10 protein-coding genes are annotated in these 15,819 nt (G+C 53.7%); all 10 read left to right on the forward strand.

The features are described from left to right. Positions 1-19: 19 nt before the first annotated feature. The 10 genes from lrp to N7E69_RS16875 all read left to right on the forward strand — a co-directional run bounded on the left by lrp (position 20) and on the right by N7E69_RS16875 (position 15,661). On the forward strand, positions 20-514 hold the full coding sequence (gene lrp, locus N7E69_RS16830; RefSeq protein ID WP_000228469.1) for a leucine-responsive transcriptional regulator Lrp: 495 nt from the start codon (positions 20-22) through the stop codon (positions 512-514). 134 nt (positions 515-648) lie between these two features. After that, positions 649-4,692: a DNA translocase FtsK gene (gene ftsK / locus N7E69_RS16835; protein WP_108624500.1), complete on the forward strand. Its 4,044-nt coding sequence runs from the start codon at positions 649-651 to the stop codon at positions 4,690-4,692. Between the two features lie 142 nt (positions 4,693-4,834). Continuing rightward, the gene (gene lolA / locus N7E69_RS16840; protein ID WP_024139215.1) at positions 4,835-5,446 is read left to right on the forward strand and encodes an outer membrane lipoprotein chaperone LolA; all 612 of its coding nucleotides are present in this window, start codon (positions 4,835-4,837) and stop codon (positions 5,444-5,446) included. 9 nt (positions 5,447-5,455) lie between these two features. After that, positions 5,456-6,799 carry a replication-associated recombination protein RarA gene (gene rarA / locus N7E69_RS16845; RefSeq protein WP_000067792.1) on the forward strand — a complete coding sequence of 448 codons (1,344 nt, stop codon included), beginning with the start codon at positions 5,456-5,458 and terminating at the stop codon, positions 6,797-6,799. 258 nt (positions 6,800-7,057) lie between these two features. Continuing rightward, a complete protein-coding gene (serS, locus tag N7E69_RS16850) occupies positions 7,058-8,350 on the forward strand; it encodes a serine--tRNA ligase (protein WP_001752571.1) in 1,293 nt (430 codons plus the stop codon). A gap of 236 nt (positions 8,351-8,586) precedes the next feature. Then, the gene (dmsA, locus tag N7E69_RS16855) at positions 8,587-11,031 is read left to right on the forward strand and encodes a dimethylsulfoxide reductase subunit A (protein ID WP_108629072.1); all 2,445 of its coding nucleotides are present in this window, start codon (positions 8,587-8,589) and stop codon (positions 11,029-11,031) included. A 10-nt stretch (positions 11,032-11,041) separates the two neighbouring features. Continuing rightward, entirely contained in the window at positions 11,042-11,659 is a 618-nt protein-coding gene (gene dmsB / locus N7E69_RS16860) for a dimethylsulfoxide reductase iron-sulfur subunit DmsB (protein WP_000213069.1), read from the forward strand. A gap of 1 nt (position 11,660) precedes the next feature. Beyond that, positions 11,661-12,524, forward strand: coding sequence for a dimethyl sulfoxide reductase anchor subunit family protein (locus N7E69_RS16865; RefSeq protein WP_000534676.1), 864 nt, complete (start codon positions 11,661-11,663; stop codon positions 12,522-12,524). A 349-nt stretch (positions 12,525-12,873) separates the two neighbouring features. After that, on the forward strand, positions 12,874-14,022 hold the full coding sequence (locus N7E69_RS16870; RefSeq protein WP_000109266.1) for an MFS transporter: 1,149 nt from the start codon (positions 12,874-12,876) through the stop codon (positions 14,020-14,022). A 217-nt stretch (positions 14,023-14,239) separates the two neighbouring features. Next, complete coding sequence (locus N7E69_RS16875; protein ID WP_001134268.1) at positions 14,240-15,661, forward strand: APC family permease; 1,422 nt, start codon at positions 14,240-14,242, stop codon at positions 15,659-15,661. Positions 15,662-15,819 lie beyond the last annotated feature (158 nt).

The following is a 15,819-nucleotide window of genomic DNA, read 5'->3' on the forward strand; positions in this document are numbered from 1 at the left end:
ATACAGAGAGACAATAATAATGGTAGATAGCAAGAAGCGCCCTGGCAAAGATCTCGACCGTATCGATCGTAACATTCTTAATGAACTGCAAAAGGATGGGCGTATTTCCAACGTCGAGCTTTCTAAACGAGTAGGACTTTCGCCGACACCTTGCCTTGAGCGTGTGCGTCGGCTGGAGCGACAGGGGTTTATCCAGGGCTATACGGCGCTGTTGAACCCGCATTATCTGGATGCGTCACTTCTGGTATTCGTTGAGATTACCTTAAATCGCGGCGCGCCGGATGTGTTTGAACAGTTTAATGCCGCCGTGCAAAAGCTTGAAGAGATTCAGGAGTGTCATTTGGTTTCCGGCGATTTCGACTACCTGTTGAAAACCCGTGTACCGGATATGTCAGCGTATCGAAAACTATTGGGAGAGACGTTGCTGCGCTTGCCAGGTGTGAACGACACCCGAACTTACGTAGTGATGGAAGAGGTAAAACAGAGTAATCGTCTGGTTATTAAGACACGCTAACACGGAACAGGTGCAAAATCGCTGTAGTTTGATTACACTCCTGTTAATCCATACAGCAACAGTGCCGGGGCAACCCGGTGCTGTTGTCCGTTTTAGCATCGGGCGGGAAAAGCCTGGAACCTGGAGAGCCTTTTTTGAGCCAGGAATATACTGAAGACAAAGACGTCACATTGACGAAGTTAAGCAGCGGGCGCCGACTTCTGGAAGCGTTGTTGATACTTATTGCCCTTTTTGCCGTCTGGTTGATGGCGGCCTTGTTGAGCTTTAACCCTTCGGACCCCAGTTGGTCGCAAACCGCCTGGCATGAACCCATCCATAATTTAGGCGGCGCGCCGGGCGCGTGGCTGGCCGATACACTGTTCTTTATTTTTGGCGTAATGGCCTACACCATCCCTGTCATTATTGTCGGCGGGTGTTGGTTTGCGTGGCGTCATCAGTCTACGGATGATTACATCGACTATTTTGCTGTGTCGCTACGCCTTATCGGCGTGCTGGCGCTGATTCTCACTTCCTGCGGTCTGGCGGCCATTAATGCCGACGATATCTGGTATTTCGCCTCTGGCGGCGTAATTGGCAGCCTGTTAAGCACCACGCTGCAGCCGTTGTTGCATAGTAGCGGCGGAACGATAATGCTTCTCTGTATTTGGGCTGCCGGGCTGACGCTCTTTACCGGCTGGTCCTGGGTCAGTATCGCCGAAAAATTAGGCGGCTGGCTGCTTAATATACTGACCTTCGCCAGCAACCGTACCCGGCGTGATGATACGTGGGTTGACGACGAAGAGTATGATGACGAATACGATGAAGAAACCGACGGCGTGCAGCGTGAATCTCGCCGGGCGCGTATTTTGCGCGGCGCGTTGGCGCGTCGTAAGCGACTGGCTGAAAAATTCAGCAATCCACGGGGCCGTCAGACCGATGCCGCGCTCTTTTCCGGCAAACGGATGGATGATGACGAGGACATTCAGTATAGCGCGCGCGGCGTCGCTGCCGATCCCGACGACGTTCTGTTTTCGGGCAACCGTGCGACGCAGCCGGAATATGATGAATATGATCCGCTGTTAAACGGCCATTCTGTCACCGAACCGGTCGCCGCCGCTGCGGCTGCAACTGCCGTCACCCAGACGTGGGCAGCGTCCGCCGATCCCATAATGCAAACGCCGCCCATGCCTGGGGCTGAGCCGGTTGTCGCGCAACCGACCGTGGAGTGGCAGCCCGTACCGAGGCCGCAAACCGGCGAACCGGTTATCGCGCCTGCGCCGGAGGGGTATCAGCCGCATCCGCAATATGCTCAACCGCAAGAGGCGCAAAGTGCGCCGTGGCAGCAACCTGTGCCTGTCGCTTCCGCGCCGCAATACGCCGCGACGCCAGCGACCGCAGCAGAATATGACTCTCTTGCGCCGCAGGAAACACAGCCGCAATGGCAGGCGCCGGATGCCGAACAACACTGGCAGCCGGAGCCGACCCATCAGCCGGAGCCGGTTTATCAGCCGGAGCCGATAGCGGCTGAACCTTCCCACATGCCGCCGCCGGTTATCGAACAGCCGGTTGCCACCGAGCCTGAACCTGACACAGAAGAGACCAGACCCGCCCGTCCTCCGCTTTACTATTTTGAAGAGGTGGAAGAGAAACGCGCCCGTGAGCGCGAACAACTGGCGGCATGGTATCAACCGATTCCGGAGCCGGTAAAAGAGAACGTGCCGGTCAAACCTACGGTATCTGTCGCGCCGTCCATACCGCCAGTGGAAGCGGTAGCCGCCGCCGCGTCGCTTGACGCAGGTATTAAGAGTGGCGCCCTGGCAGCAGGCGCCGCGGCCGCTGCGCCTGCATTTAGTCTGGCTACCGGCGGCGCGCCGCGTCCGCAGGTGAAAGAGGGGATTGGTCCGCAACTGCCGCGTCCGAACCGCGTTCGCGTGCCGACCCGACGGGAACTGGCATCGTACGGTATTAAGCTGCCGTCACAGAGGATTGCAGAAGAAAAAGCCCGCGAGGCGGAGCGCAATCAGTACGAGACGGGCGCGCAGCTAACCGATGAAGAAATAGATGCAATGCATCAGGACGAGTTAGCCCGTCAGTTTGCGCAGTCGCAGCAGCATCGTTATGGTGAAACGTATCAGCATGATACTCAACAGGCAGAAGATGACGATACCGCTGCGGAAGCTGAATTAGCCCGCCAGTTTGCCGCTTCGCAACAGCAGCGCTATTCCGGCGAGCAACCCGCTGGCGCGCAGCCGTTCTCACTGGACGATCTGGATTTCTCGCCAATGAAAGTATTGGTTGATGAAGGTCCGCACGAACCGCTGTTCACGCCGGGTGTCATGCCCGAGTCAACGCCTGTTCAGCAACCTGTAGCGCCGCAGCCGCAGTATCAGCAGCCGCAGCAACCGGTAGCGCCGCAGCCTCAGCCACAGTACCAGCAGCCGCAACAGCCGGTAGCGCCGCAACCGCAGTATCAGCAGCCGCAGCAGCCGGTAGCGCCGCAGCCGCAGTATCAGCAGCCGCAGCAGCCGGTAGCGCCGCAGCCGCAGTATCAGCAGCCGCAGCAGCCGGTAGCGCCGCAGCCACAGTATCAGCAGCCGCAGCAGCCGGTAGCGCCGCAGCCACAGTATCAGCAGCCGCAACAGCCGACAGCGCCGCAAGACAGCTTGATCCACCCGCTGTTGATGCGTAACGGCGACAGTCGTCCATTACAGCGTCCGACGACGCCGCTGCCTTCGTTAGATCTTCTGACGCCGCCGCCGAGCGAAGTTGAACCGGTAGATACCTTTGCGCTGGAACAAATGGCGCGTCTGGTTGAAGCGCGTCTGGCGGATTTCCGCATTAAAGCTGATGTGGTGAACTATTCGCCAGGCCCGGTCATTACTCGCTTTGAACTGAATCTGGCCCCGGGCGTTAAAGCGGCGCGTATCTCCAACCTTTCCCGGGATCTGGCGCGCTCATTGTCAACGGTAGCCGTACGCGTTGTGGAAGTCATTCCAGGCAAACCTTACGTAGGGTTGGAATTGCCGAACAAGAAACGGCAAACCGTTTATCTGCGCGAAGTGTTGGATAACGCCAAATTCCGCGAGAATCCGTCGCCGCTTACCGTGGTGTTAGGTAAGGATATCGCGGGCGATCCGGTAGTGGCGGATCTGGCGAAAATGCCTCACCTGCTGGTGGCCGGTACGACCGGTTCCGGTAAGTCGGTCGGGGTTAACGCCATGATCCTCAGTATGCTGTATAAAGCGCAGCCGGAAGACGTTCGCTTTATCATGATCGACCCGAAAATGTTAGAACTCTCGGTCTATGAAGGTATACCGCATCTGCTGACAGAAGTTGTTACCGACATGAAAGACGCGGCTAACGCGTTACGCTGGAGCGTCAATGAGATGGAGCGTCGCTATAAGCTGATGTCCGCGCTCGGCGTGCGTAATCTGGCTGGTTATAACGAGAAAATCGCCGAAGCGGCCCGCATGGGACGCCCGATTCCGGACCCGTACTGGAAGCCGGGCGACAGTATGGATGTTCAGCATCCGGTTCTGGAAAAACTGCCGTATATCGTGGTACTGGTTGATGAATTTGCCGACCTGATGATGACCGTCGGTAAAAAAGTTGAAGAGTTGATCGCGCGTCTGGCGCAGAAAGCGCGCGCCGCGGGGATTCACCTGGTACTGGCGACGCAGCGTCCGTCGGTCGATGTGATTACTGGTTTAATTAAAGCCAACATTCCAACCCGTATCGCTTTTACCGTATCCAGCAAGATCGACTCCCGCACCATTCTTGATCAGGGTGGCGCTGAGTCGTTATTGGGAATGGGGGACATGCTCTATTCCGGACCAAACTCCACCATGCCGGTACGTGTCCATGGGGCGTTTGTGCGTGACCAGGAAGTCCATGCGGTGGTGCAGGACTGGAAAGCGCGCGGTCGTCCGCAATATGTGGATGGCATTACCTCCGACAGCGAAAGCGAAGGTGGCGGTGGCGGTTTTGACGGCGGCGAAGAATTAGATGCGCTATTCGATCAGGCCGTTAATTTCGTCACCCAGAAGCGTAAAGCGTCCATTTCCGGCGTTCAGCGTCAGTTCCGCATCGGCTATAACCGTGCGGCGCGTATTATCGAACAGATGGAAGCGCAGGGTATTGTCAGCGCTCAGGGGCATAACGGTAATCGTGAAGTGCTGGCTCCGCCGCCTTTTGAGTAAACCTGTAAGCCGGATGGCGCTGTGCAGGCTGCCATCCGGCAACAAAATTCAGTATTTTCTTCTTTCCTCATGCTGATTTTTGGCCTGGAATAGAAAGCAAAAGGAGCTCCTGGTCGGGAGTGTCGAAACCTGAGGAATAATGATGAAAAAAATGGCAATCGCCTGTGCATTACTTTCAAGCGTTGTAGCCAGCAGCGTATGGGCTGACGCCGCCAGCTCTCTGAAAAGCCGTCTGGATAAAGTGAGCAGCTTTCATGCCACCTTTACTCAAAAAGTCACCGATGGCAGCGGTGCCGCGGTGCAGGAGGGACAGGGTGATTTATGGGTTAAGCGGCCAAATCTATTCAACTGGCATATGACGCAACCTGACGAGAGTATTCTGGTTTCTGACGGCAAAACGTTATGGTTCTATAACCCGTTTGTAGAACAGGCTACCGCCACGTGGTTGAAAGATGCCACTGGAAATACACCGTTTATGCTGATTGCCCGCAACCAGGCCAGCGACTGGCAGCAGTATAATATTAAGCGGGATGGCGATAATTTTGTGCTGACGCCGAAAGCCAGCAACGGCAATCTGAAACAGTTCACCATCAATGTGGGACGCGACGGGACTATCCACCAGTTTAGCGCCGTAGAACAAGACGATCAGCGTAGCGCCTATCAGCTAAAATCCCAGCAAAACGGCGCTGTTGATCCGTCAAAATTTACGTTTACTCCGCCGCAAGGGGTAACGATAGACGACCAACGTAAGTAGAGGCGATGAGTGAGCAATCTGTCGCTCGATTTTTCTGATAATACGTTTCAACCGCTGGCCGCGCGAATGCGGCCGGAAAATTTAGCGCAGTATATCGGCCAGCAGCATTTGCTGGCCGCAGGTAAGCCGTTGCCTCGCGCTATTGAGGCCGGGCATCTGCACTCCATGATTTTATGGGGGCCGCCAGGGACGGGGAAAACCACGCTCGCTGAAGTGATCGCCCGCTACGCCAGCGCCGATGTCGAGCGTATTTCCGCCGTCACTTCTGGGGTAAAAGAGATTCGTGAAGCTATCGAGCGCGCCCGCCAGAATCGTAATGCTGGTCGCCGTACCATCCTGTTTGTCGATGAAGTGCATCGCTTTAACAAAAGCCAGCAGGACGCCTTTTTACCGCATATCGAAGATGGCACTATCACCTTTATCGGCGCGACCACGGAAAATCCCTCTTTTGAGCTGAACTCGGCGCTATTGTCGCGAGCGCGGGTCTATCTGCTGAAATCGTTGACCACTGACGATATCGAGCAAGTACTGGACCAGGCGATGCAGGACAAAACGCGTGGTTACGGCGATCAGGATATCGTGTTACCGAATGAGACACGGCGAGCGATTGCTGAGCTGGTCAATGGCGACGCGCGGCGCGCCTTAAATACGCTGGAAATGATGGCTGATATGGCGGAGGCGGATGACAGCGGCAAACGCGTTTTATTGCCCGCCTTGTTGACCGAGATCGCCGGCGAGCGCAGCGCGCGTTTTGATAACAAAGGCGATCGCTTCTACGATCTTATTTCCGCCTTACATAAATCAGTGCGCGGCAGCGCGCCGGATGCCGCCCTCTATTGGTATGCCCGTATCATTACTGCGGGAGGCGATCCGCTGTACGTGGCGCGTCGCTGCCTGGCGATTGCCTCGGAAGATGTGGGTAATGCCGATCCGCGCGCGATGCAGGTCGCCATTGCCGCGTGGGATTGTTTCACCCGCGTTGGCCCGGCTGAAGGCGAAAGGGCGATCGCGCAGGCTATCGTTTATCTCGCCTGCGCACCGAAGAGCAACGCCGTCTATACCGCCTTTAAGGCTGCGCTGGCCGACGCGCGCGAACGTCCTGATTATGACGTTCCTGTCCATCTGCGTAATGCGCCAACCAAACTGATGAAAGAGATGGGCTATGGCCAGGAGTACCGCTATGCCCACGATGAGCCCAATGCCTATGCTGCGGGTGAAGTGTACTTCCCGCCGGAAATCGCGCAAACGCGCTATTATCATCCGACAAATCGTGGTCTGGAAGGCAAGATTGGCGAAAAGCTCGCCTGGCTGGCTGAACAGGATCAAAATAGCCCCACAAAACGCTACCGCTAGTGTAAACGTTGCGGTAAGGTTATCTCTAAATATGATGCTCCAGGTATCATGGCGTTGATGATGAATCTCGTTATGCCTGATAGCACGTTGCTTATGAGGTCCGCGGGTATAGCGCAATGGATGCGTTGTTGCTGTCGTCGGTCTGGTAAGGCGAAAACGTCGCTATTACGTAAACGCGGTTTACGTTCATCAATACAATCAGAGGCGATCATCAATTGATCGCGTTTCCTTTTATTATTCGATAAGCACAGGATAAGCATGCTCGATCCCAATCTGCTGCGTAATGAGCCAGACGCAGTCGCTGAAAAACTGGCACGCCGGGGCTTTAAGCTGGATGTAGATAAGCTGCGCGCTCTTGAAGAGCGTCGTAAAGTTTTGCAGGTCAACACGGAAAACCTGCAGGCGGAGCGTAATTCTCGATCGAAATCCATCGGCCAGGCGAAAGCGCGCGGGGAAGATATCGAGCCTTTACGCCTGGAAGTGAATAAACTGGGCGAAGAGCTGGATGCGGCGAAAGCCGAGCTGGATACCTTGCTGGCGGAGATCCGCGATATCGCACTGACCATCCCAAACCTGCCTGCGGATGAAGTGCCGGTAGGTAAAGATGAAAACGACAACGTTGAAGTCAGCCTCTGGGGTACCCCGCGTGAGTTTGATTTTGAAATCCGCGATCACGTCACCTTAGGGGAAATGCACTCCGGCCTCGACTTTGCCGCCGCGGTTAAGCTGACCGGCTCCCGTTTTGTGGTGATGAAAGGACAGATTGCGCGTATGCATCGCGCATTGTCGCAGTTCATGTTGGATCTGCATACGGAACAGCACGGCTATAGCGAAAACTACGTGCCGTATCTGGTTAACCACGACACGCTGTATGGCACCGGTCAACTGCCGAAATTCGCAGGCGACTTGTTCCATACCCGTCCGCTGGAAGAAGAAGCAGACAGCAGCAACTATGCTTTGATCCCGACGGCGGAGGTTCCGCTGACCAATCTGGTACGCGATGAAATCATCGACGAAGATCAACTGCCGATTAAAATGACGGCGCATACGCCTTGTTTCCGTTCTGAAGCAGGTTCTTATGGTCGTGATACCCGTGGCCTGATTCGTATGCATCAGTTTGACAAAGTTGAGATGGTGCAGATCGTTCGCCCGGAAGATTCTATGGCTGCGTTGGAAGAGATGACCGGCCACGCGGAAAAAGTGCTCCAGCTACTGGGACTGCCGTACCGTAAAATCATTCTGTGCACTGGCGATATGGGCTTCGGCGCCTGCAAAACCTATGACCTCGAAGTCTGGGTTCCGGCGCAGAATACCTACCGCGAGATCTCTTCCTGCTCTAACGTCTGGGACTTCCAGGCGCGTCGTATGCAGGCACGTTGTCGCAGCAAGTCCGACAAAAAGACCCGTCTGGTCCATACCCTGAATGGTTCTGGTCTGGCGGTAGGTCGTACCCTGGTGGCTGTGATGGAAAACTATCAGCAGGCTGATGGCCGCATTGAAGTGCCGGAAGTATTACGTCCGTACATGAACGGACTGGAATATATCGGCTAATCCTCGCTTTCTCCTCTTCTAAAAAGCGCCTTCGGGCGCTTTTTTTATGCCAGTTTGATACCGGACAATAATCTCTACCCTATTAGGGGTAATACTGATTTCGAATGAAGGTCAGTTTTTAACACTATTTTTCTATTTTTTCGATATATATCAGACTTTATAGCGAAGTTGTCGCTATATAAAATTCTATACATCGTTTTATTGCTTTTTTATTGTGAGCAGCAGAGTGAGCCCTTATGAAAACTAAGATCCCTGATGCCGTGCTGGCAGCCGAGGTGAGCCGTCGTGGTTTAGTCAAAACCACCGCGATAGGCGGCCTGGCGATGGCCAGTAGCGCATTTACCCTGCCATTTACCCGCATCGCTAACGCCGCAGAGGCGATAAGCCCGACGAAAACCGACGAGAAAGTCGTCTGGAGCGCCTGTACGGTAAACTGTGGCAGCCGTTGTCCGCTACGTATGCATGTTGTGGATGGCGAAATCAAATATGTTGAAACGGATAATACCGGAAACGATGATTACGATGGCCTGCACCAGGTTCGCGCCTGCCTGCGCGGTCGTTCTATGCGTCGTCGCGTCTATAACCCGGATCGGCTCAAGTATCCGATGAAGCGCGTCGGCGCGCGCGGCGAAGGTAAATTTGAGCGTATTAGCTGGGACGAAGCCTACGATATCATTGCCACCAATATGCAGCGTCTTATCAAAGAGTATGGCAACGAGTCCATTTATCTGAACTATGGCACGGGAACGCTGGGCGGCACTTTGACACGTTCATGGCCGCTAGGAAAAACGCTGGTCGCTCGTCTGATGAACTGCTGCGGCGGTTATCTTAATCACTACGGTGATTACTCTTCCGCGCAAATCGCAGCGGGTCTGAACTACACCTATGGCGGCTGGGCGGATGGCAATAGTCCGTCCGACATTGAAAACAGTAAGCTGGTGGTATTGTTTGGCAATAACCCTGGCGAAACCCGCATGAGCGGGGGCGGTGTAACGTATTATCTTGAACAGGCGCGGCAGAAATCAAACGCGCGGATGATCATTATCGATCCTCGTTACACCGACACCGGCGCCGGTCGCGAAGATGAGTGGATTCCGATTCGTCCAGGTACCGATGCGGCGCTGGTCAATGGTCTGGCATATGTCTTAATCACCGAGAACATGGTCGATCAGCCGTTCCTGGATAAATATTGCGTTGGTTATGACGAAAAAACCTTGCCTGCCAGCGCGCCGAAAAACGGTCACTACAAAGCCTATATTCTGGGCCAGGGTAAAGACGGTATCGCGAAGACGCCGGAGTGGGCGGCGCAAATTACCGGTATCCCGGCGGATCGCATTATTAAGCTGGCGCGAGAAATCGGCAGCGCTAAACCCGCCTATATTTGCCAGGGATGGGGACCACAACGTCATGCTAATGGAGAAATCGCCACGCGCGCCATCTCGATGCTGGCGATCCTGACGGGTAATGTTGGGATTAACGGAGGTAACAGCGGCGCGCGCGAAGGGTCTTATGCCCTGCCATTTGAACGTATGCCCACGTTAGAAAACCCGGTTGAAACCAGCATCTCCATGTTTATGTGGACCGATGCCATTGAACGCGGCCCGGAAATGACGGCGCTGCGTGATGGCGTGCGGGGGAAAGATAAGCTGGACGTGCCGATTAAAATGATCTGGAACTATGCTGGCAACTGTTTGATTAACCAGCACTCTGAGATTAACCGCACCCACGAAATCCTGCAGGATGACAAGAAATGCGAAATGATCGTCGTTATCGACTGTCATATGACCTCGTCGGCAAAATACGCCGATATTCTGTTGCCGGATTGCACTGCTTCTGAGCAGATGGACTTTGCGCTGGATGCCTCCTGCGGGAACATGTCTTACGTTATCTTCACTGACCAGGCAATTAAACCGCGCTTCGAGTGTAAGACGATTTATGAGATGACCAGCGAACTGGCGAAACGTCTTGGCGTGGAACAACAGTTTACCGAAGGACGGACGCAAGAAGAGTGGATGCGTCATCTGTACGAACAGTCGCGTAAATCCATTCCGAATCTGCCCACCTTTGAGGAGTTCCGTAAGCAAGGCATCTTCAAACAGCGCGACCCCGAAGGCCACCATGTCGCCTATAAAGACTTCCGCGAAGATCCGCAAGCGAATCCACTTACAACGCCATCGGGCAAGATTGAAATCTATTCACAGGCGTTGGCGGATATCGCCGCTACCTGGGAGCTGCCGGAAGGCGACGTGATCGATCCATTACCGATCTACACGCCAGGTTTTGAAAACTATAACGATCCGCTAACGGATAAATTCCCGCTGCAGTTGACGGGTTTCCACTATAAAGCGCGTGTGCATTCCACTTATGGCAACGTAGACGTACTGAAAGCCGCCTGTCGCCAGGAAATGTGGATTAACCCAATGGATGCGCAGAAACGCGGTATCAACAATGGCGATAAAGTCCGCATCTTCAACGATCGCGGCGAAGTTCATATCGAGGCTAAAGTGACGCCGCGCATGATGCCGGGCGTGGTCGCTCTGGGAGAAGGCGCATGGTATGACCCGGATGCAAAACGCGTGGATCAGGGCGGATGTATTAACGTACTGACGACCCAACGTCCTTCTCCGCTGGCGAAGGGGAACCCGTCACATACGAACCTCGTTCAGGTTGAAAAGGCGTAAGGAGTAACCGATGACAACCCAGTATGGATTTTTTATTGATTCCAGCCGTTGCACCGGTTGCAAAACCTGCGAACTGGCCTGCAAGGACTACAAAGATTTGACCCCGGATGTCAGCTTCCGTCGCATTTATGAGTATGCAGGTGGCGACTGGCAGGAGGATAACGGCGTCTGGCACCAGAACGTCTTTGCCTACTATCTCTCCATCTCCTGTAACCACTGCGAAGACCCGGCCTGCACCAAAGTCTGCCCGAGCGGCGCGATGCACAAGCGCGATGACGGTTTTGTGGTGGTGAACGAAGAGGTCTGTATCGGTTGCCGCTACTGCCACATGGCCTGCCCGTACGGCGCGCCGCAGTACAACGCGGCCAAAGGTCATATGACCAAGTGCGATGGCTGTTATGACCGGGTGGCGGAAGGTAAGAAACCGATCTGCGTCGAATCCTGTCCGCTGCGGGCGCTGGATTTCGGCCCGATAGACGAACTGCGCAAAAAACACGGTGAGCTGGCTGCCGTCGCGCCGTTACCGCGCGCGCATTTCACGAAGCCGAATATTGTGATTAAACCCAACGCCAACAGCCGCCCGACCGGGGACACTACCGGTTATCTGGCCAATCCGAAGGAGGTATAAGATGGGAAGTGGATGGCATGAATGGCCGTTGATGATCTTCACGGTCTTTGGTCAGTGCGTGGCCGGTGGTTTTATTGTTCTGGCTTTGGCGCTGATGAAGGGCGACCTGCGCGCGGAAACGCAGCAGCGGGTGATCGCCTGTATGTTTGGTCTGTGGGTGCTGATGGGGATTGGCTTTATCGCCTCGATGCTGCATCTGGGCTCGCCGATGCGCGCGTTTAACTCGCTTAACCGCGTGGGTGCTTCCGCACTGAGCAATGAAATTGCCAGCGGCTCGGTGTTTTTTGCGGTCGGCGGGATTGGCTGGCTGCTGGCGGTACTGAAAAAGCTGCCGCCGGCACTGCGCACACTCTGGCTGATTATCACGATGGTACTGGGCGTCGTCTTCGTCTGGATGATGGTACGCGTCTATAACAGCATCGATACAGTACCGACCTGGTATAGCGTCTGGACGCCGCTGGGCTTCTTCCTGACGCTCTTTATAGGGGGCCCGCTACTGGGTTATCTGCTGCTGCGCATCGCAGGCGTGAACGGTTGGGCGATGCGTTTGTTGCCTGCGGTGTCGGTGCTGGCGCTGGTGGTTATTGCCATTATGGTGGCCATGCAGGGCGCGGAACTGGCGACGATTCACAGTTCCATTCAGCAGGCGTCTGCTCTGGTGCCGGATTATGGTTCGCTGATGGCCTGGCGTATGGTGCTGCTTGCGGCGGCGTTGTGCTGCTGGATTGTGCCACAGTTAAAAGGGTATCAACCTGCGGTACCGTTGCTCTCTGTCGCCTTCATTCTGATGCTGGCGGGGGAATTGATTGGCCGCGGCGTATTCTATGGGCTGCATATGACCGTGGGCATGGCGGTAGCCAGCTAACGCGTTGACGCGCATTCGGCCTGCAGAACGTGCAGGCCGAATTCGCCTTTAGCCGCCATCAATCTAAGGAATATAACCGGGGCGGAGAAGGCGCATATAAATCCATAGAGAAGAAAACGAAGCTAAAGGAACCATGAAATTTTTCGACTGAACAAAACGCCGATTTTGCGGGTTAGATCAATAAAAACAAGGGGATGAATTTTTAGCCTTTCAATATATTCACGTGCAGAATAAGTAAATCAAATCGATAGTCTCAAAACTTGAGAATCGCCCATGCGGAGCCGATTGACAATGTTTTTGGCGATGGCATGATGCGCATGAAATTTGAACTTCCTCACGGTTTTTATTCATGTCCACCTATACCCGTCCCGTCATGCTTTTGCTGTGCGGGCTACTTTTGTTGACCCTGGCCATTGCGGTACTGAATACGCTTGTGCCGCTGTGGCTTGCTCAGGCAAACCTTCCTACCTGGCAGGTGGGGATGGTCAGCTCGTCTTATTTTACCGGCAATCTGGTCGGGACGTTATTTACCGGGTATTTAATTAAACGCATTGGGTTTAACCGTAGCTATTATCTTGCCTCGCTGATCTTCGCCGCGGGTTGTGTCGGGTTGGGGGGGATGGTGGGGTTCTGGAGCTGGATGAGCTGGCGTTTTATTGCCGGTATCGGCTGCGCCATGATTTGGGTGGTTGTCGAAAGTGCGTTGATGTGCAGCGGAACCTCGCATAATCGCGGGCGCCTGCTGGCTGCCTATATGATGGCCTATTACATGGGGACCTTCCTTGGACAATTATTGGTCAGTAAAGTATCTGGTGAATTGCTGCACGTCCTTCCCTGGGTGACCGGAATGATTCTGGCGGGAATTCTGCCGCTACTCTTTACCCGAATTGTAAATCAGCAAACGCAGGCACGTCATTCCTCTTCTATTAGCGCCATGCTGAAGCTACGCCAGGCGCGTCTTGGCGTGAATGGTTGTATTATTTCCGGCATTGTTCTTGGTTCATTATATGGCCTGATGCCGTTATATCTGAAGCATCAGGGGATGGCTAACGCCAGCATCGGTTTCTGGATGGCGGTGCTGGTGAGCGCCGGCATTTTGGGGCAATGGCCAATGGGACGTCTGGCGGACAAATTTGGTCGCTTGCTGGTGTTACGCGTACAGGTATTCGTTGTCATACTCGGTAGTATTGCCATGTTAACCCAGGCGGCGATGGCGCCAGCTCTGTTTATTCTGGGGGCGGCGGGTTTTACGCTTTATCCCGTCGCAATGGCCTGGGCCTGTGAAAAAGTCGAACATCACCAGCTTGTGGCAATGAACCAGGCGCTGTTGTTAAGTTATACGGTAGGGAGCCTGTTGGGGCCGTCTTTTGCTGCGATGTTAATGCAGAATTATTCAGATAATCTGCTGTTTATTATGATCGCCAGCGTATCGTTTATTTATCTGCTGATGCTGTTACGTAACGCCGGCCAGACGCCTAATCCTGTCGCCCACATCTGACTGTTCTCTGAATCGTATGCAGGACGTGAGTCTTGCATACTATTTGTTTATGTTTTACGTAAAATAATTGACCTGCATAATTTTCTTGCTTTGCTGAAAAATAAAATGTGCCGAAGGTTATAATTTTGCGCTCCTCTATTTTCTCTCTTCGTCTTTACCGCGCATAATCCCCCGCTTCATTTATAGTAATAGCATTGTGTTCACGAAGGATCGCGTTATGCCGAATGTGCAGGAAAAACAGTTGCGATGGTACAACATCGCCCTGATGTCGTTTATTACCGTTTGGGGATTCGGCAATGTTGTCAATAACTATGCTAACCAGGGGTTAGTGGTTGTCTTCTCCTGGGTGTTTATTTTTGCGCTCTATTTCATTCCTTATGCCTTAATCGTGGGGCAACTGGGCTCAACCTTCAAAGAGGGAAAAGGGGGCGTCAGTACCTGGATTAAGCATACGATGGGGCCGGGGTTGGCTTACCTTGCGGCATGGACCTATTGGGTCGTGCATATTCCCTACCTGGCGCAAAAGCCGCAGGCGATACTCATTGCATTGGGATGGGCTTTAAAAGGCGACGGCTCGTTGATAAAAGAATATACCGTCGTTGCCTTGCAGGGGCTGACGCTGGCATTGTTTGTTTTCTTTATGTGGGTTGCTTCCCGGGGGATGAAATCGCTAAAGGTTGTTGGGTCTGTGGCCGGGATTGCCATGTTTATCATGTCAATTTTATATGTTGTGATGGCAGTGACCGCGCCAGCAATTACAAACGTTGAAATTGCGACCACTAACATCACCTGGCAGTCATTTATTCCTCATATCGATTTTACCTATATCACCACCATCTCTATGTTGGTCTTTGCGGTTGGTGGGGCAGAGAAGATCTCGCCTTATGTCAACCAGACGCGGAATCCAGGAAAAGAATTTCCGAAGGGGATGCTCTTTTTAGCCGTCATGGTTGCGGTCTGCGCTATCCTCGGTTCGTTGGCGATGGGAATGATGTTTGATTCGCGGCATATACCTGACGATTTAATGACTAATGGGCAATATTATGCATTCCAGAAATTGGGTGAGTATTACCATATGGGTAATTCATTAATGGTGATTTATGCCATTGCCAATACTCTGGGGCAAATCGCCGCGCTGGTGTTTTCTATTGATGCGCCACTGAAAGTTTTACTGGGTGATGCAGACACTAAATATATCCCGCAGCGCTTATGTCGTACTAACGCTTCAGGTACGCCTGTTAACGGTTATTTGCTGACATTAGTGTTGGTCGCTATCTTGATTATGTTGCCAACGCTTGGCATCGGCGATATGAACAACCTGTACAAATGGCTGCTTAATCTCAATTCAGTCGTTATGCCGCTGCGCTATCTGTGGGTATTTGTCGCCTTTATTGCCGTCATTCGACTGGCGCAAAAGTACAAACCCGAATATGTGTTTATTCGCAACCGGGCGTTGGCGTTAACTGTGGGAATATGGTGTTTTGCCTTCACCGCGTTTGCCTGCCTTACCGGTATTTTCCCCAAAATGGAGGCGTTCACGCCGGAGTGGACATTCCAGCTGACGTTGAACATCGTGACGCCTTTTGTCCTGGTCGGGTTGGGATTAATTTTCCCACTGCTGGCGCGTAGAAACACATAACGACGCTCTTTTCCACGGCGCTCCTGTCAGGCGAGCGCCTTTTAAGGTTACAGGTGCCTGGGTTCCAGGCGGAGACCACGGTATTAACAGGCGCCGGGGGCAGCAATAGTTGTCAGACCTTCAACCCAGCAGCAGATAAGCGACTCTGTATTTAATAC

It is taken from the genome of Salmonella sp. 3C (genome assembly GCF_025426275.1).
Taxonomy (GTDB): Bacteria; Pseudomonadota; Gammaproteobacteria; order Enterobacterales; family Enterobacteriaceae; genus Salmonella; species Salmonella enterica.